This window comes from Mesorhizobium sp. CA14 (assembly GCF_020165195.1).
Taxonomy (GTDB): Bacteria; Pseudomonadota; Alphaproteobacteria; order Rhizobiales; family Rhizobiaceae; genus Mesorhizobium.
Window position 1 is genome coordinate 145,273 of record NZ_JAIUHR010000005.1, and the last position, 17,684, is coordinate 162,956.

At 64.4% G+C, this 17,684-nt stretch carries 13 protein-coding genes and 1 pseudogene; 6 read left to right on the plus strand and 8 right to left on the minus strand.

The genetic code is table 11. The features are described from left to right. Positions 1–128: 128 nt before the first annotated feature. The 5 genes from LB565_RS08665 (at position 129) to LB565_RS08685 (ending at position 6,347) form a co-directional block, all read left to right on the plus strand. Positions 129–1,442, plus strand: coding sequence for an ABC transporter substrate-binding protein (locus tag LB565_RS08665; RefSeq protein WP_224583109.1), 1,314 nt, complete (start codon positions 129–131; stop codon positions 1,440–1,442). Between the two features lie 234 nt (positions 1,443–1,676). Next, positions 1,677–2,447: an L-iditol 2-dehydrogenase gene (locus LB565_RS08670; RefSeq protein ID WP_224582830.1), complete on the plus strand. Its 771-nt coding sequence runs from the start codon at positions 1,677–1,679 to the stop codon at positions 2,445–2,447. A gap of 70 nt (positions 2,448–2,517) precedes the next feature. Next, positions 2,518–3,531 (plus strand): zinc-dependent alcohol dehydrogenase family protein, encoded by a 1,014-nt coding sequence (locus LB565_RS08675; protein WP_224582833.1) that lies wholly within the window; start codon positions 2,518–2,520, stop codon positions 3,529–3,531. A 104-nt stretch (positions 3,532–3,635) separates the two neighbouring features. Beyond that, positions 3,636–4,643 (plus strand): LacI family DNA-binding transcriptional regulator, encoded by a 1,008-nt coding sequence (locus tag LB565_RS08680; RefSeq protein ID WP_224583111.1) that lies wholly within the window; start codon positions 3,636–3,638, stop codon positions 4,641–4,643. 774 nt (positions 4,644–5,417) lie between these two features. Continuing rightward, a complete protein-coding gene (locus tag LB565_RS08685) occupies positions 5,418–6,347 on the plus strand; it encodes an ArdC family protein (RefSeq protein ID WP_224582835.1) in 930 nt (309 codons plus the stop codon). A 122-nt stretch (positions 6,348–6,469) separates the two neighbouring features. Here the strand turns inward: LB565_RS08685 and dinB are convergent, their stop codons facing one another. Next, positions 6,470–7,555 (minus strand): DNA polymerase IV, encoded by a 1,086-nt coding sequence (dinB, locus tag LB565_RS08690; protein ID WP_224582837.1) that lies wholly within the window; start codon positions 7,553–7,555, stop codon positions 6,470–6,472. Positions 7,556–7,609: 54 nt separating this feature from the next. Beyond that, positions 7,610–8,116 carry an SOS response-associated peptidase family protein gene (locus LB565_RS08695; protein ID WP_224582839.1) on the minus strand — a complete coding sequence of 169 codons (507 nt, stop codon included), beginning with the start codon at positions 8,114–8,116 and terminating at the stop codon, positions 7,610–7,612. Between the two features lie 59 nt (positions 8,117–8,175). Between LB565_RS08695 and LB565_RS08700 the strand changes: the two genes are divergently transcribed. Further along, the gene (locus tag LB565_RS08700; protein ID WP_224582840.1) at positions 8,176–8,766 is read left to right on the plus strand and encodes an SOS response-associated peptidase; all 591 of its coding nucleotides are present in this window, start codon (positions 8,176–8,178) and stop codon (positions 8,764–8,766) included. Between the two features lie 183 nt (positions 8,767–8,949). On the opposite strand, the pseudogene xth reads toward LB565_RS08700, so the two are convergent. From xth to LB565_RS08730, 6 genes and pseudogenes are all read right to left on the minus strand, one after another. Beyond that, positions 8,950–9,719, minus strand: a pseudogene (xth, locus tag LB565_RS08705) (exodeoxyribonuclease III). Continuing rightward, positions 9,716–11,626 (minus strand): DNA ligase D, encoded by a 1,911-nt coding sequence (gene ligD / locus LB565_RS08710; RefSeq protein ID WP_224582842.1) that lies wholly within the window; start codon positions 11,624–11,626, stop codon positions 9,716–9,718. Before ligD ends, xth begins: the two are co-directional and overlap by 4 nt. Before the next feature lie 55 nt (positions 11,627–11,681). Beyond that, the gene (locus LB565_RS08715; RefSeq protein ID WP_224582844.1) at positions 11,682–11,867 is read right to left on the minus strand and encodes a DUF3606 domain-containing protein; all 186 of its coding nucleotides are present in this window, start codon (positions 11,865–11,867) and stop codon (positions 11,682–11,684) included. Between the two features lie 95 nt (positions 11,868–11,962). Continuing rightward, complete coding sequence (locus LB565_RS08720) at positions 11,963–15,235, minus strand: error-prone DNA polymerase (protein ID WP_224582846.1); 3,273 nt, start codon at positions 15,233–15,235, stop codon at positions 11,963–11,965. Next, complete coding sequence (locus LB565_RS08725; protein WP_224582848.1) at positions 15,232–16,752, minus strand: DUF6504 family protein; 1,521 nt, start codon at positions 16,750–16,752, stop codon at positions 15,232–15,234. Before LB565_RS08725 ends, LB565_RS08720 begins: the two co-directional genes overlap by 4 nt. Continuing rightward, the gene (locus LB565_RS08730) at positions 16,667–17,419 is read right to left on the minus strand and encodes an ImuA family protein (protein WP_224582850.1); all 753 of its coding nucleotides are present in this window, start codon (positions 17,417–17,419) and stop codon (positions 16,667–16,669) included. The genes LB565_RS08725 and LB565_RS08730 overlap by 86 nt, the downstream gene beginning before the upstream one ends. Positions 17,420–17,684: the final 265 nt, after the last annotated feature.

Below are 17,684 nucleotides of genomic sequence, written 5' to 3' on the forward strand. Positions count from 1 at the left end.
GCGCTTCTTCAGCAGGTGGCCGCAGAAGCTTATAAACGGGGCTTGACTGTCGGATCGTGTAGCGCAATAGAATATGGACGCATGTTCAGTTTTGCATGCGCATTCGTAAAGGAGGAGACGAAATGCCAATGCGTAGGTCTATGGGAATTCTCGCCGCGGCCACCGCCGCCTCGGTGCTGATGGCGGGCGCAGCGCTCGCTGAGGAAGTCACTGTCGCCACCGTCAACAATGGCGACATGATCATCATGCAGAAACTGACGCCGGAGTGGGAAAAGGCGACCGGCAACAAGGTCAACTGGGTGGTGCTCGAAGAAAACGTGCTGCGCGAGCGCGTTACCACCGACATCGCCACCAAGGGTGGCCAGTTCGACGTCATGACCATCGGCGGCTATGAAACGCCGATCTGGGGCAAGGCCGGCTGGCTGACGCCGCTCAACGACCTCGGCGCCGACTACGACTATGACGACCTGATTGCGCCAGTGCGCAGCGGCCTGACCGTCGATGGCAATCTCTATGCCGTGCCCTTCTATGCCGAGAGCTCGTTCACGCTCTACCGCAAGGACCTGTTTGACGCCGCCGGTCTGAAGATGCCGGAGCAGCCGACCTACGACCAGATCACGGAATTCGCCGGCAAGCTCACCGACAAATCGAAGCAGCAATACGGGCTGTGCCTGCGCGGCAAGCCGGGCTGGGGCGAGAACATGGCCTTTGTCGGCACGCTGGTGAACACGTTCGGCGGCCGCTGGTTCGACATGGACTGGAAGCCGCAGCTCAATTCCGAAGCGTGGAAGATGGCGATCGGCTGGTATGTCGACACCATGAAGAAGGACGGCCCTCCCGGCGTCAGCTCCAACGGCTTCAACGAGAACCAGACGCTGTTTGCTTCCGGTCATTGCGCGATCTGGATCGATGCCACCTCCGCCGCCGGCCGCGTCTACGATCCGAAGCAGAGCAAAGTCGCCGACAAGGTCGCCTTCGCCAAGGCCCCGGTTGCGGTCACGCCCAACGGGTCGGCCTGGGGCTGGGCCTGGAGCCTCGCCATTCCGACTTCGACCAAGAAGGCGGACACGGCGAAATCCTTCGTCAAATGGGCGACGTCGAAGGCCTATGTCCAGCGTGTCGGCGAGACCGAAGGCTGGGTCGCGGCACCGCCGGGAACGCGCAAGTCGACCTATGCCAGTGCGGACTACCAGAAGGCGGCGCCGTTCGCCGCGACCGTGCTTGCCGCGATCGAATCCGCCGATCCGACCAAGCAGACGAAGGATCCTGTCCCCTATACCGGCATCCAGTTCGTCGCCATCCCTGAATTCCAAGGCATCGGCACCCAGGTCGGCCAGGCGGTCGCCGCGGCGGTCACCGGCGAGCAGTCGGTCGACGACGCGCTGAACACTGCGCAAGCCTCGGTGGAGAAGACGATGGAGGAAGCGGGCTACATCAAATAGGCGTCCGCTCGAGGCAAGCCGGGAAGCGGAACGTGCGCCGCTCCCGGTCATCCGACCCGCCGCAGAACTCCCTTGCGGCCGGGCCGGAGGATGCGCGGATCCGCCTGGCATTTCGAGGAGAAGCGCGCAGCGCTTCTTCCTTCGCAATCGCTTGAGCAAAGGTGGATCCGTGCGTTCCTCGCGAGCACCTGTGCCGACATCATTTTTCGAAACGTGGAAGAATCGGATCCTGGAATGAAGCTGAAGGACAAAACTGCCCTGATCACCGGGGGCGCGCGCGGCATCGGCCTCGGTTTCGCGCAGGCTTTTGCGCGCGAAGGCGCCAAAGTGGTGATCGCCGATGTCGACATCGAGCGTGCGACACGGGGGGCGGCCGAAATCGGTCCGGCGGCCAGCGCGAAGAAGCTCGACGTCACTGATCTCGCCGCCATCGAGAGCGTCGCGGCGCACGTCGACCGTGAGTTCGGCGGTATCGACATCCTGGTCAACAACGCTGCTATCTTCGACATGGCGCCGATCACAGACATCACCGAACAAAGCTATGAGCGCGTCTTCGGCATCAATCTCAAGGGGCCGCTTTTCATGATGATGGCGGTGTCCAATCTGATGATTGCGCGCGGCCGCGGCGGCAAGATCATCAACATGGCAAGCCAGGCCGGCCGCCGCGGCGAGGCGCTGGTGACGCTCTATTGCGCCTCGAAGGCGGCGATCATCTCTGCGACGCAGTCGGCGGCGCTTGCGCTGGTCAAGCACGGCATCAACGTCAACGCCATTGCGCCGGGCGTCGTCGACGGCGAGCATTGGGATGTGGTCGACGCGCATTTCGCCAGATGGGAAGGTTTGGAGCCGGGCGAGAAGAAGGCGGCGGTGGCGAAGTCGGTGCCGATCGGCCGTTTCGCGCAGCCCGAGGATATTGCCGGGCTCGCCGCGTTCCTGGCCTCATCCGACAGCGATTACATCCTCGCGCAGACCTATAATGTCGACGGCGGCAATTGGATGAGCTGAGACGCAAAGCAATTCTGGAAAAAGTGCGAAGCGGTTTTCCGTCCGGAATTGCGTCAAGCAGGAGACGACGATGAAGGCGATCCGATTTGCCGCCGCGGGCGTTGCCGGCATGGCGGAACTCGATATGCCGGGCATCCGGCCCGGCCACGCTCTGGTCAGGGTGCGCGCGGCGGGCCTTTGCCACACCGATATCGACGTGCTGCATGGTCGTTACGGTTCAGGCGCATTTCCGCTGGTGCCCGGCCATGAATATGCCGGAACGATCGAGGCCGTCGCCGAGGACGTGACGTCGGTGAAGCCCGGCGATCGCGTCGCTGTCGACCCCAACATCCCGTGCGGGCACTGCCCGGCTTGCGCAAAAGGCCTGACCAACCTCTGCTCCACGCTGAAGGCCTATGGCGTGACGGAGAATGGCGGTTTTGCCGAGTACAGCCTCGTCGCCGTCGATCATCTCCATGGCATCGGCGATCTCGCTTTCGAGACGGCGGCGCTCGCCGAGCCGCTGGCCTGCGTGCTGAACGGCCTCGGCGCGGCCGGGGTAGGGGCGCGCGGCCACGTGCCCGGCAACGCGCTCGTCTTCGGCGGCGGACCGATCGGTCTGCTGATGGCGCTGTCGCTGAAGGCCAGCGGCGTGCCGAAAGTGGCGGTGGCCGATATCAGCGAGCCGCGTCTTGCCTTCGCAGCCTCCCTTGGACTGGAACCGCTGGTGTCCGGATCGCAGGATATCGCGGCGCGGGCGCGCGGCTTCGACTTCGTCGCCGACGCGACCGGCATCGCCAAGGTGGTCGAAGGCATGATCGGCCTCACGACCGATGGCGGCACGGCGCTGGTTTTCGGCGTTTGCCCGCCGGACGCTCGCATCGCGGTCGCGCCGTTCGAGATATTCCGTCGCCAGATCAGGCTGGCCGGATCGCATTCGCTGAACCGCAATATCCCGCAGGCGCTTGCGATCTTGAGCTGCGACGACGGCACGATGGCGAAGCTGGTCAGTCACCGGCTGCCGCTTGGCGAGGTGCTGCCGTTCTTCGCCAAGAGCGGCGACAGTCCTGCGACGATGAAGGTCCAGTTCTCGGCCGAGGCTTGAACGGAGAGCACGATTGCCCGCCTTTGCGCCGAGCGGTGACTCAAGTAGACAGTCGTGACGGCGGTACCGACGGGGGCAGAAGGATGGCAAAGACGATCAGGACGATGGAGGATTTCTCCGCTTTTGTCGGCCTGTCCCGCACCACGGTCTCGAAATACTTCAACGATCCGGGTTCCGTGCGGCAGAAGACCCGCAGCGTCATCGAGGCGGCGCTGAAGAAGTCGGACTTCCGGCCCAGCATATTCGCGGTCAATCTGAACCGCCGCCGCTCCAACATCCTCGGCGTCATCATCCCCAATTCGACCGATCCGTTCTACATGGCGCTGACGCGCCGCATCGAGACGATCGCCAACGAGGCCGGCTTCCTCGCCTTCGTGCTGTCCTCCGACGGCCGCGCCGAGATGGAGGACCAGGCGATCCAGACGTTCCGCTCGATGAACATCGCCGGCGCCATCATCGCCCCGCTCGGCGTGCGCTCGCACCATCGCGTGCTTGCCGAGCTCGGCGCGTCGATCCCTCTGATCTATGTCGACTCGCCGCTCGACGAGACGTCGTCCTTCGTCGGCACCGACAACCGGCAGAGCTTTCGGCTGATCGTCGACTATCTCTGCCGCTCGGGCGAGCCGCCCTGCTATTTCGCCATGCCGCTGGTCAACAACAACGCCACGGCCAGGCAGGAGGCCTATGTCGAGGCCATGCGCGAATTCAAGATGACGCCGTCGATCGTGGCTGTCGAGGATGCCGGCTCGTGGGATTTCGAGAAGTTCGGCCATGACGAGGCGCTGCGCATTCTGAAGGGGCAGGGTTTCCCGACCGGAACCGTGCTGTGCGCCAACGACCGCATCGCCTTCGGCGTCATCAGCGCGGCCTACACGCTCGGCCTCAAGATCGGCCACGGCGCCGATTGCGACCTGCGCGTCGCCGGCCATGACGACCATCCCTTGTCGCGCTATGCCTGCCCGCCTATCACGACGGTGGCGCAGAACTACAACGAGATCGGCCGCCTCGCTATAGAGCTCCTGCTGCAGCGGCTGGATGAAAACGCCCCCGCCAGACACAAGGGTGAGCGCATCCTGCTCAACGCCGAACTGATGCTGCGCCGCTCCGCGTAACGGCGCCGGTCGGCCAATTGGGTAAGCCGCGATTCGTCGCGTCCTCGCTGTCCTGCCACATCTCCTTCCCCCAGAAGAAAGAGGCGAAATCAGCGCTCATTTCGGCTTTCGCCAATCGCAAAAAGAGCTGCGTTGCAGACACTGTGAATCTTTCCGTCGAGAGGGAGAGGCGGTCCGGGTCCAATTTGAGCCGGGCAAGGTTTAGAGAGAGCACGCCTGGCTCGCTCCCCATTCCGCTCACCGAGGTTCGATCCATGAATATGACTCAATCGTCCGCAGCCTTTCCTCTTCGGGCGGCCGCCTTATCCGCCTCGCAAACCGCCGTCGTCGTTGCAGCGAGACTTCTCCTTCCGCATCTCTAACGCGGCCAGGGCGTCAACGCCGCCACGCCACACGCGGCGCTGGAGACTGCTTTCGGATCGTCGGATGCTGCTGGGGACTGGAAGACGGCCTATGCTGTCTGCGAGGCCGCGATAGTGCTGTTCCTGCCCAAATGCGGAAAGGCCTTGTTTCGCGAAACGAAGTCCCCGCCGGGCGCCGCCTTTCTGCTTTCTGACGCCCGCTCGCGCCCCGTCCTGCCTCGAGGTCCTGGCGAAGCCAGGCAGTCAGCGCAACGGCTTCGCCGTCCTCCGCTGTCGCTGCGGCCCATGACTACCCAATCGTGCAAGCACGACGGGACTCGGGTCGGGTGCGCGGCCCGCCTTCCTGCTCCGCCCAAGCGGACCTCCGCGACGGGGCCGCGATCGGCGCGGCCTCCAATTGGAGGTTCATGAAGTGACCAGGAAAGAAAATGCAGAACGCATCGATATCTATGCGCGGATCACCGATCGCATCGTAGCCGAGCTGGAGAAGGGTGTCCGTCCTTGGATGCAGCCGTGGCAATCGAGCAACGTCTCCGGCCGCGTCACCCGGCCGCTCAGGCACAATGGTCTGCCCTATAACGGCATGAATGTGCTGCTGCTTTGGTCGGAGGCTGTCGCCCGAGGCTTTTCCAACCCGATGTGGATGACATTCAGGCAGGCGCTCGAACTTGGCGGCGGGGTTCGCAGGGGCGAGACCGGCTCGGTGGTGGTCTTCGCCAGCCGCTTTACAAGGACGAAGAGGGACACCAGGGGCGAGGAAATCGAGCACGAGATCCCGTTCCTCAAGGCGTATTCCGTTTTCAACATTGCGCAGATCGATGGCCTGCCGGACCAGTTCTATCAAAGGCGGGCGGAGCCGGTGCGCGATCCGATCGCCCCGATCGAGCATGCCGACCGGTTCTTTGCCAATACCGGGGCGGTAATCCGGCACGGCGGGGATCGCGCCTACTTTGCCCCGGCGACGGACCACATCCAGATGCCGCCGCTTCAGACGTTCCGGGACGCCGCGTCATACGTCGCCACGCTCAGTCACGAGCTTACCCATTGGACTTCGGCGCCGCATCGCGTGAACCGCGACCTTAGTCGCTACGCCAAGGATCGCAGCGAGCGAGCGCGCGAGGAACTGATTGCCGAGTTCGGAAGCTGCTTCCTCTGCGCCGATCTTGGCATCGTGCCCGAACTCGAGCCCCGGCCGGACCACGCGAGCTACCTCGGCTCGTGGCTGAAAGTCCTACGCTGCGACAAGCGCGCAATCTTTTCGGCCGCTGCCCATGCGCAGCGCGCCGTCGCTTTCCTGCACGGGCTCCAGCCGGAGGCCGCGGAAGAATGCGAGGCCGCCTGATGTTTCACGCATGAACCCTTGGAAGGGGAGGCCATGCGCCTTCCCCTCTGCTTCGCACGGCCGTGTGGGCCGATGATCATGCCGGACTAGCTATCCAAGACAATCGCCAAATCCGATCCATCCTAAAGTTCGAACCGAAGTTGCCGTTGTTCTGCCGACCATACATCGTCTAGCGACGAAAGCGTGACGCCCAGCAGCCGAATTCCCTTCCGAACCGGAAACACCGAGCTCAGGAGATCGGCTGCGAGAGCTTCGATGTCAGAGAACTCGATTGGCACCGAAACCGTGCGACTGCGCGTGATCTGCTGGAAATCGGCAAACTTGACCTTGAGCGTGATCGTCCGGCCCCGGATGCCCTTGCCTTCACAGTACCCCCAGACCTTGGCTGTCAGCGGCTTAAGTTCGGCGATTGCTGCTGGCAGTTCGGAGATGTCTGCTGCGAACGTATCCTCGGCGCCGATCGATTTGCGCGGCCGATCCGGCTCGACAGCGCGCTCGTCGATGGCGCGCGCGATCTGATAGTACCAGAGCCCTGACTTGCCGAAATGCTGCTGCAGGAAGGCAAGCGAGCGGTCCTTGAGATCGGCGCCGGTCTTAATACCCAGCGCCTCCATCTTGGCGGCCGTTGCGGGACCGACGCCATGAAATTTCTTGACTGGCAGCGTCTCCACGAAGGCTGGCCCATGACGGGGCGTGATGACGAACTGGCCGTTTGGCTTGTTCTGGCCGGAGGCCATCTTGGCCAGGAATTTGTTGTATGAGATGCCGGCGGAAGCGGTGAGACCGGTCACCAGCAGGATCTTCGCCCTGATCATCTCGGCGATCGTCGTGGCAGAGGAAATCTTGAGCCTGTTCTGCGTCACGTCGAGATAGGCCTCGTCGAGCGAGAGCGGTTCGATGAGATCGGTATGTTCGGCGAACACCTCGCGGATTTGGGCCGAGACGGAACGGTAGACGTCGAAGCGGGGCGGCACGAAGACCAGCCCGGGGCATTTGCGCTTTGCCGTGACCGAAGGCATCGCGGAGCGAACGCCGAAGGCGCGAGCCTCGTAGCTTGCAGCAGCCACCACGCCGCCCGCGGCGGCCCCGCCAACGGCAAGCGGCTTGCCGCGCAGGTCCGGGTTGTCGCGCTGTTCGACAGACGCGTAGAACGCATCCATGTCGACATGGATGATCTTACGCAGGTCGGCGCTGCGGTCGGGGGCCATATGCCTGAAGTGCGTTTCGCCTGGACATGCGCTTCGTGCTGCCGGATCTACAACTCAAATTGCAAATTCAGCCTGCGCGCGGCCCTGATGGAGGCGGTCAATCCGAAAACTGTCCTTGGCAAGGGGACGAAGCAATTCGTGTTCGGGACGCGTCATGTCCAGCCATGCCGAGCGCTGGTCTCGGCGCAGCACCGCCATCTGGCGATCATGATAGGGCGCGATGTCGTCATTGGCCTGGATCGTGAGGATTGCGTAGGCTTCCGGCCAATCGCGGCTCGCCGGCCGCCAGATGCCGGCGAAATAGAACCAGTCACCGTCGGCGAGGCGAAAGCTGTAGTTCTTCCCCTGGCTTCGGTGCCGGAATTCGGACGCCGGCACGAGGCAGCGATGGCTCGGGAACGATCGGTCCTCCGCGCGCACCACAGTGAAAGGGCGTCCCCCTGGTTCCTTCGGTTGAAGTCCCCACGGCAGCTTGAGCATCTCAACATCGCCGCCGTAGCGCCTTATGATGACGCGGAGCTCGTCCAGCGGGCTGTCGGAATCGAAAACTGTTGCGCTCATAGCAAAAAGAACATAACAGGAACGAAGCCGCCGCGCAATGCCGCAGAGACAGGTGAGACATGTGCAATGATTATCGGCTGATGGTGGATGTCGCCTCGATCGTGGAGGACTTCGCCGATCTCAAGATAAAAATTCGCTTTAGTGAAGGAGCGCCGAACATCCAGGCGCGCGAGGACATCAAGATAACCGACATCGGGCCGATCATCCGCTCGGTCGACGGCGCGGACAGCGAGGGTGACCTTGTTCAGCGCCGGTGGAGCTGGCCTGGACCGAACAAGAGACCAGTCTACAACTTCCGCTCGGACGGTCGCGAGTTCGCCTCGAACCGCTGCCTGATACCAGCCGATGGATTTTACGAATTCACCGAGCCGACAGACAAGGGCAAGAAGCGCAAGGACAAGTGGCTCTTCACCAAGAGGGACGAGCCGATCTTCTGCATCGCCGGGATCTGGCGCGACACCGATGATGTCGGGGAGGCGTTCACCATGCTCACGATGGAACCCGGTCCCGATATCGCGCTGTATCACGATCGGCAGATCGTGATCTTGGAGCGCAAGGATTGGGCGAGCTGGCTTGATCCGTCGGTATCCGCCAAATCGCTGATCAAGCCGCTTCAGCCGGGGACGCTGGTCGTGGAGCAGGTCGGGTGATGCGAGGCGGTGCGCTGCTGAATGCGGCCGCGACGTGGGCGTCGGCATTTTAGGCGCACGAACCCCTGTCGGCGCCGCAGCTATACATCGTGAAGGTTTCATCATCGGCGAGCAACCAATGCTCCAGCCGCGCCCTGGGCTGCTCCTGTCGTCAGGCGTTGAACGCCCGCGAGGCGCTGTTTTTTACGAGAGCTCGATCCAGACCGGCGCGTGATCGCTGCTCTTTTCCCAGCCGCGCACCTCGACGTCGACCTGGGCATCGATCAGCCGCTTCCTGAGCGACGGGCTCAGCAGAAGGTGGTCGATGCGCAGGCCTGCGTGCGGCCGAAGGCGTTGCGGAAATAATCCCAGAATGTGTAGATCTTCTCACGGGGATGACGCGCGCGCAGCGCGTCGGTCCAGCCTTGTTTAAGCAGCGTCGCGTAGGCAGCGCGCGCCTCGGGTGCGAACAGAGCGTCGTCCAGCCAGCGCTCGGGCTTGTAGACATCGAGTTCGGTCGGCATGACGTTGAAATCGCCCGCCAGCACCACCGGCTGTTTGCACGCGACAAGTTCGGCTGCGTGGCCGATGAGGCGGTCGAACCAACGCAGCTTGTAGTCGAATTTCGGGCCGGGCCTTGGATTTCCATTAGGAAGATAAAGGCATGCGATCAGAATGCCGTTGACTGCTGCTTCGATGTAGCGGCTATGGCTGTCGTCGGGGTCGCCGGGGAGGCCGCGCCGCGTTTCGTGGATGTTGCCGACCCGGCTCAGGATCGCGACGCCGTTCCAGCTTTTCTGGCCATGCCAGACCACGTCATAGCCGAGGTCGCGGATCGGCCCTTCCGGGAACTTCTCCTGCGGCGCCTTGAGTTCCTGGAGACAGGCAATGTCCGGCGCAGCCTCTTTAAGCCAGCGCAGCAGCACCCGCAGGCGGCCATTGACGCCGTTGACGTTGTAGGTGGCGATCCTCATGGCTTCATGAGGTCCGGCAGGAACTGATCGGCCCGGCCCCAGTCCGCGAGGGCCTTCGATGCGGCGCGCTTCTTCAGCTCGGGCGCATCGCCGACATGGAAATGCGAGGGCGTATCGATCGTCTTCATCTCCGCCCAGGTCACAGGTGCTGCGACCGGGGCGCCCGGCCGCGACCTGGCGCTATAAGGCATGATTGCGGTGGCGCCGCGCTGGTTGCGCAGATAGTCGACGAAGATCCGCCCCTTGCGTTTTGCCTTCGACATCACCGCCGTGAAGTGGCTGGGGTCGCTATGCGCGACCGCCTGAGCAAGCCCGGAGGCGAAGGCCTTCACCTCGGGCCATTCGGCTTGCGGCGTGAGCGGGGCGATCACATGCACACCCTTGCCGCCCGTCAGCATCGGGAACGTGGTCAAGCCGATGGATTTCAGAATGTCCCGGAACTGGAATGCGGCAGCGCGGACCGCCTCGAAATCCAGTCCCTCGTCGGGGTCGAGGTCGAACACGAGGCGATCGGCCTTCTCGACGTCTTCGATGCGTGCTCCCCATCCATGGAATTCGATCGTTCCCATCTGGACACAGGTTAGAAGCCCCTCGGCATCGTCGACGTAAAGATAGGGCTCCTCATGGCCGTCCTTTTCGGTGATCCCGACGTGATGCACCTTGTCGCCGAAGCTGCCGGCGTCATGCTTCTGAAAAAAACATTTCTTCGCCCGCCCCTGCGGGCAGCGGACCAGGCTGATCGGTCTGCTGGCGGCCCAGGGAAGCATGATCGCGGCAACCTCGGAATAATGATCGGCAAGCTGCCCCTTGGTGATGTTGGATTCGGGGTAGATCACGCGGCCGCGATTGCTGATCGCGACCGCGCTTGTCGCCGGCGGCGGCAGGGTCGCCGTGCGGTGTTCCGTCTCGAGCACGACCGCTTCCGGCTTCTTGTCCTCGCGCAGGCCGAGATAGCTTGGATGGCGCAGTGTCCCTTCATTGGTCATCTCGGTGAAGGCGATCTCGGCGACAAGCCTGGGACGCAGCCAGTGCGCGCCGCGGACCTCCGCGCGCGGCGCCTCGACCGTAGCCGCCTTCTGCTCGAGCGGCGCCATGGTCTTCATGAGCCGGGCCATCCCGGCGGCATCGAAACCGGTCCCGACCTTGCCGGCATAGCGCAGCTTTGCGCCGTCATAGACGCCGAGGATCAGCGATCGAAACGCGCGATCCTTGTCTGACGGCGTCCAGCCAACGAGCACGAATTCCTGACGCTTGATGCACTTGATCTTCAACCAGCTTCCATCGCGGGCGCCGACATAGGCCGAATCCGCCAGCTTCGAGATCACCCCCTCGAGGCCGGCGTCGCAGAAGCGGTTCAGCAACTCTTCCCCACGGCCCTGGATATGATCGGAGTAGCGGAGGACGGGGTGCTTCGCCGGCAGGATTTTCTCCAGTTTCTGCTTGCGCTGCAGGAGCGGCAACCTCGTCAGGTCTTCCCCATCGAGCTGGAGCAGGTCGAAGGCATAAAAATCAATGATCGCGGGAGCGCTCTTCAACGCGTTCTGCAGCGCCTGGAAGCTGGATCGGCCCTCCGCATCCATGACCACCGCCTCTCCGTCGATCAGGGCGGAGCCAACCTTGAGCTTGCGCGCCTCCGCCAAAATGGACGGAAAGCGGTCGGACCAGTCCAGGCCGGAGCGCGTGTAGGCGCGCGCCTCGCCTCCGCCCACCGCGACGAGAATGCGGTAGCCATCATATTTCATCTCGTGGATCCAGCGGTCGCCAGGGGGAACCGTATCCACCAGTTTTGCAAGCTGGACCGGGCGGAACGCGGGTGGCGCGAGTTCGGCTGCGCCGCGCGAGACTGGCTTCGCAAGGAGAGTTGAAGATCCTTTGGTTCCGGGCCGACGTAAAGCTGACTTGCTCACCTGACCTCACTCGAACAAAACCCAACTGCCCGATGCGCCATTCGTAATCCGCAGCCTATTTCTTCAGTTTCTCCGCGGCGGCATTGAGCTTGTCGCGGTCGTTGCCGACCCGCTTGATCAGGGCTTCGGCCTGCTCTCTGCTGATACCGTGCTTGTGGGCGAAATAATTGACCTCGTAGCCTTCACCGCCGGAGACCTGCCGACGGTCTGCGGCGCCTCGCTTCGATTTGTTGTCTGCCATTATCGTCTCTGCTCCTTGGCCGCGCGGTCACGACGTTCGACCTCTAACGCTTTGGGTCGTCTTGCGATCCTGAGCCGGGCAAGAAATTCGGCGTTTCACCTGAAATCCCGCGTCTTGACCTTGATGTTGTCGATGTGGAGGTCGGGTATGTAGATGTCGCGGCTGCGCAGCCCCTTGGGCGGCAGCTCGCGCGGATCGGGTCCCGAGTCGCCATTGCGCACCTGGTCGCCGCGGCCGTGCGGCACGGGAAAGCTGCCCTCGCGTTCGCCGACGCTGGCGAGCTCGGCTGACAGATCGCTGATCTTGCGAGCCACGAGGTGGACCACTTCGCCCTCGCGCTGGATCCGGCCCCTTACCGCGATCATGCCCGCCGACAGAACCGTGCGCCGGTGCTGCTCGAACACTTTCGGCCAGACGACGAGGTTCGCGATCCCGGTCTCGTCCTCGAGGGTGATGAACATGACACCCTTGGCCGAGCCCGGGCGCTGCCGCACGAGCACTATGCCTGCCGTTTCCAACCAGCGGCCGTCGCGCGCCTCCATCGCCTCGGCGCAGGAAACGATGCGGCGACGGCGCAGATCGTCGCGCAGGAAAGAGATCGGATGGCTGCGCAGTGTCAGGCCGATATGGCGGTAGTCTTCCACGACCTCGCCGCCGGCCGTCATAGGCCGAAGCGCCACCGTCGGTTCCTTGATCTCCGGAACCAACTCCGCTTCACGGGCCGATGCGGCCGCGAACAGGGGCAGGGGCTCGTCGCGCAGCGCCTTGATCGCCCAAAGCGCATCCCGCCGCGCAAGACCAAGTGCTGGCCGGAACGCATCCGCCTCGGCGAGCTGGACAAGTGCTGCCTGCGGCACACCGGCACGCCGCCACAGATCGTCGACCGAGGCGAAGGGCTGGTCGGCTCGCGTTGCGACGATTGTGCTTGCATGGGCATTTGCGAGGCCGCGCACCATGCGCAACCCAAGCCGGACGGCGAAATGTCCGTCATCGGAAATGGGCTCCAGCGTGCAGTCCCAGCGCGAGGCGTTGACGCAGGCCGGCCGGATCTCGGTCCCGTGCGCGGCCGCGTCGCGCACGATCTGGGCGGGCGCGTAGAAGCCCATCGGCTGGCTGTTCAACAGCGCCGCGCAGAAGACATCGGGATGCCAGCATTTGAGCCAGGCCGAGGCATAGGCGATCAGCGCGAAGGAAGCGGCGTGGCTCTCCGGAAAACCATAGGAGCCGAAACCTTCGAGCTGCTTGAATGTCTGCTCGGCGAAGGCGGGCTCATAGCCATTGTCCACCATCCCGTCGATCAGCTTCGTCTTGAAGGACGAAACGCCGCCGGTGAACTTGAAGGTGGCCATCGACTTGCGAAGCATGTCCGCTTCGCCTGGCGTGAAGCCCGCGCATTCGATGGCAACCCGCATTGCCTGCTCCTGGAACAGCGGCACGCCGAGCGTCTTGCCGAGCACCTTCTCGAGCTCCGGCCTTGGGTAATGCACCGGCTCGATGCCTTCCCGGCGGCGCAGATAGGGGTGGACCATGTCACCCTGGATCGGCCCGGGCCGCACGATCGCGACCTGCACCACGAGATCGTAAAAGGTCCTTGGCTTCAGCCGCGGCAGCATCGACATCTGCGCCCGGCTCTCGATCTGGAAAGTGCCGAGCGTATCGGCTTTCCTGATCATGGCATAGGTGCGCGGATCCTCCGCCGGTATGGTGGCAAGGTCGAGCCGGATGTCCTTGCAGTCGGCGAGCAGATCGAGGCCTTTCTTCATGCAGGTCAGCATGCCGAGCGCCAGCACGTCGACCTTCATGAATTTGAGCGCGTCGATGTCGTCCTTGTCCCACTCGATCACCTGACGATCCTTCATGCTTGCCGGCTCGATCGGCACCAGATCGTCGAGACGGTCATGAGTGAGCACGAAGCCGCCTGGGTGCTGGCTGAGGTGACGCGGCGCGCCCATCAACTGAGGCGCGAGGTCGAGCGTCAGTCGCAGCCGGCGATCGGCAAGGTTGAGATTGAGTTCCTCGACATGCCGCTCCTCGACGCCCTCTTCGGACCAGCCCCAGACCTGGCCGGAGAGCGTGCGGATGAGATCCTCCGGCAGGCCGAGCGCCTTGCCGACATCGCGCAGCGCGCCCTTGGTGCGGTAGCGCACCACCGTCGAACACAACGCCGCGTGGTCGCGTCCATAGGTGTCGAACACCCACTGCATGACGATCTCGCGCCGCTCATGCTCGAAATCGACGTCGATGTCGGGCGGCTCGCGGCGCTCCTCGGAGACGAAACGCTCGAACAACAGATCGTTGCGCCCGGGATCGATCGAGGTGATGCCGAGCACGTAGCAGACCGCCGAATTGGCGGCGGAGCCGCGGCCCTGGCAGAGGATGTCCTTCGAGCGCGCGAAGCGCACGATCGAATTCACGGTCAGGAAATAGGGTGCGTAGTCGAGCTTCTCGATCAGCCGCAATTCGTGGCGCAGCGAGCGGGCGATGCTGTCCGGCACGCCTTCCGGGTAGCGCGTCGCGGCGCCCTGCCATGTCAGCTTTTCGAGCGCCTGCTGCGGTGTCAGCGATGGGTCGTCGCGCTCCTCCGGATATTGGTAGGCGAGCTCGCCGAGAGAGAACCGGCAGCGGTCGGCGATCTCGATCGTGCGCGCCAGCGCTTCCGGGTAGCGTGCAAAAAGCCGGTGCATTTCCTGAGGCGGCTTGAGGTAACGGTCGGCATGCCGCTCGCGGCGCTCGCCGAGCGCGTCGATGGTGACATTGTGCCGGATCGCGGTGACGACGTCCTGCAGGATGCGGCGGTCCGGCTCATGGAAGAGCACGTCGTTGGTGACGACGCTCGGCACCTTCATCTTGCAGGCAAGCGCAGCCAGGTCGTGGATGCGAAGCTGGTCGTTGGGCCGGCGCCTGAGCGTCAGCGCCATATAGGCGCGGTCGCCGAATGCCTCGCGCAGATGTCTCAGGCGCAGCGCCAGGGTCTCATCGGCCATATCGGGCAGGAGCACGGCGATGAGGCCTTCTCCATAGGCGACGACATCGCTCCATTCGAGATGGCATTTCGCCTTTCCGGCCCGGGCCTTGCCGAGCGAGAGCAGCCGGCAGAGCCGGGAATAGGCATCGCGGTCGGTCGGGTAGGCGAGCAGCGACAGGCCGTCGGTCAGGTCGAGGCGGCAACCGACGATGAGGCGCACGCCGGTGGTCTTGGCCGCCTCGTGGGCGCGGACGATCCCGGCGAGGCTGTTGCGGTCGACGACGGCGAGCGCCTCGATACCGAGAAGTGCCGCCTGCGAAAACAGCTCCTCGGCCGAGGATGCGCCGCGCAGGAAGCTGAAATGCGAGGTGACCTGCAGCTCGGCATAACGCGCGTCGTTCATCCGAACACCCCGTGCAGGAACCACCGGTGCGAGCCCGTCGCCGCATCCTCGCCGTCGCCGGCGCGGTAGAGCCAGTAGCGCTCGCCGGCGTCATCCTCGACCCGGAAATAATCGCGCACCGCCACCAGCTCGGCGTCGCGCTTCCACCATTCGCCGAAGACCCGCTCCGGACCGTCCGCGCGCTTCACGCGCCGGCGCACGCCGCGCCAGGTGAAGGACACCGGTGGATGGTCGGGCAACAGCGCCACCGTCTCAACCGGGTCCGGCTGCGGCAGCAGGCGGGCTGGCCGGGGCCAGTGGCCAGGCCAGCCCGCGCCGGTGTCGGCCGCCATTGCCGGGATCTTGCTAACCGAACGCTCCGGCACGTCGCTGGCGACAGGCGCAAGCCGGTAGACGGCGCGCTCGCCGACGCGGTTCATCAGCGTATCGATGAGGTCAGACACGTCCGGCGCGGTTTCCTCGACGAGGGAGTTCACGACCTGGCTGCGCTCCAGGGGTTCGGCCGCTGTTGCCGCCAGGACCATCATCTCGATACCGAAGCCCGGCGCGATGGTCTCGACCTTGTCGCAAAGCAGCCGGGTCAGCCGCTTGGCATCCCGGACGGGCATCGCCATGCCGACACGAACCGCCTGGGCCTGACTGTCGACGCGATGGCAGATGAGATCGAGCCGGCGCGCGCCGAGACCGCGCTGCTCCATCAGCGTGCAGAGCTGGGCGACGAGCTTGCCGATGTAGCGCGCTATTGTCTCGGCCGCGCCGATCGGCTCGGCGAAGGCACGGCGGACCTCGACGATGTCCGGCGGGCGCACCGGGTCGATCGGTTCGGCTGTGTTGCCAAGAGCCTGATCGAGGCGGCGGGGAATCTCCGGACCGAAGCGCAGGGCAAGCGGCGCGCGCGGCTGTTTCAGGAGATCGCCGATCCGTTGGAAACCAAGCCTGCGCAGTTCGGCGGCCGTCGAAAGCGCGATCCGCAGCGCCTCGAGCGCAAGCGGTTCCAAAATGGGTTGGCCGTGACCGGGTGGCGCGATGAAAATTTCTTGGCGGCCATACCGGGCCAGCGCATGCGCCGCGCCCCAGCTGTCCGCGATCGCCGCGCGGGCGACGATGCCGGACATGGCAAGACGCCCGACCATGCCCTCGAGCATCGCAGCCTCGCCGCCATGGAGATGGTCGGCGCCCGTCGTGTCGATGACGATCCCGTCAGGAGGATCGGGCGCGACGATCGGCGCAAATCGAAGCATCCAGACGGCGAGCCGCTCGAGCGCTTCGGCGTCCGCTTCTTGGTCGGCGTCCTGGATCGCAAGGCCCGGCACCAGCACCTGCGCCTTCGTCACGGGCATGCCGGGCTGCAGGCCGGCGGCGAGTGCTGCGGCATCGGCCGCGAGCACCACGCGCCTGTTCTTGTCGCGGCCGATCAGGACGAGCGGAACCTCAGCCGGCGGCGCTGCGTTGCCGGCCTTGCGCCGCACCCTGTCGGTCGGCCAGGTCGGCAGGAACAGCGAGACGACCCGTGCCATCGCACGCCTCCAATTCGAAATCGGCACTTTCACCCGCGCGGGCGCGGATCAATTCGACGAGCCATCGGTGCCGGCCGACACCGGGCACGGGCAGCGGCGCCGAGGGCAGGACCGAGATGCGCCAGCGGGTCATGGCGGCCGTCGGCTGGCCGAAATCGGCCGCCTCCGTCTGCCGTCGCCATCTTCGCAGCGCGATCCCGATCGTGTGGGCTTCTTCGGCGGCAAGCTGCAGCCGCCGCGAGGCTGTCATGGTCAGCCGCGCGACTTCACCGACAACCGCGCCCAGGCCGCCATGCCGGATGCCTTCCTCCATGCAGGCGAGGATCGTCTTGTCATCGCCGGCCTCGACATAGATGACGCGGTCCGGTTTCAGGCCGGCCTGCGCCAGCGCCGGAGCGAACAGGTCGGGCCGGGTGATGCACCACAAGACCTTGCCGCGCGTGCGCGCGGCCACACCGGCCGCAAACAGCGCCGCGGCCGCGCCATCGATGGCTCCGTTGCCGCCGCCCGAGATTTCATGCAGCGCGCCAAGCGCCAATCCGCCGCCCGGAAGTCGTGCGTCCAGATCGGCGATCCCGAAAGGAAGCACCGATCTGGCGGGTCGGCGCCGACCCTCGATCTTTTCGATCCGTGCGCGCAAGTCGTCTATGGCGGGCTCCTGCCGCAAGATGGTCGTTGACCTCCATGAAAGGGTATATGAGCATGTTCTCCATTTGTTCTACGATTGGGCGGTGGGAGTCAAGTGGGGACGCGCCGGCCGCTCGGTCTGTATTCGCGCCGCCGCTTGCGAAATGACATGCAGCTTCCACGCAACCCAAACGGCAGCTATGCGCCTCATTTCGGCCATTCGAGGTGCCATCGGAAGTCGCCAAATGCGGACGTAGGATTTAGCTCCGCTTAGGCTGGCATGAGGAACACTATCGACGGTACGC

Bases quoted from the DNA above. Each gene is read 5' to 3' on its own strand.
- LB565_RS08665 (WP_224583109.1), top strand. From the start codon at position 129: ATGCGTAGGTCTATGGGAATTCTCGCCGCGGCCACCGCCGCCTCGGTG.
- LB565_RS08670 (WP_224582830.1), top strand. From the start codon at position 1,677: ATGAAGCTGAAGGACAAAACTGCCCTGATCACCGGGGGCGCGCGCGGC.
- LB565_RS08675 (WP_224582833.1), top strand. From the start codon at position 2,518: ATGAAGGCGATCCGATTTGCCGCCGCGGGCGTTGCCGGCATGGCGGAA.
- LB565_RS08680 (WP_224583111.1), top strand. From the start codon at position 3,636: ATGGAGGATTTCTCCGCTTTTGTCGGCCTGTCCCGCACCACGGTCTCG.
- dinB (WP_224582837.1), bottom strand. From the start codon at position 7,555: ATGGCCCCCGACCGCAGCGCCGACCTGCGTAAGATCATCCATGTCGAC.
- LB565_RS08695 (WP_224582839.1), bottom strand. From the start codon at position 8,116: ATGAGCGCAACAGTTTTCGATTCCGACAGCCCGCTGGACGAGCTCCGC.
- LB565_RS08700 (WP_224582840.1), top strand. From the start codon at position 8,176: ATGTGCAATGATTATCGGCTGATGGTGGATGTCGCCTCGATCGTGGAG.
- LB565_RS08715 (WP_224582844.1), bottom strand. From the start codon at position 11,867: ATGGCAGACAACAAATCGAAGCGAGGCGCCGCAGACCGTCGGCAGGTC.
- LB565_RS08720 (WP_224582846.1), bottom strand. From the start codon at position 15,235: ATGAACGACGCGCGTTATGCCGAGCTGCAGGTCACCTCGCATTTCAGC.
- LB565_RS08725 (WP_224582848.1), bottom strand. From the start codon at position 16,752: ATGGCACGGGTCGTCTCGCTGTTCCTGCCGACCTGGCCGACCGACAGG.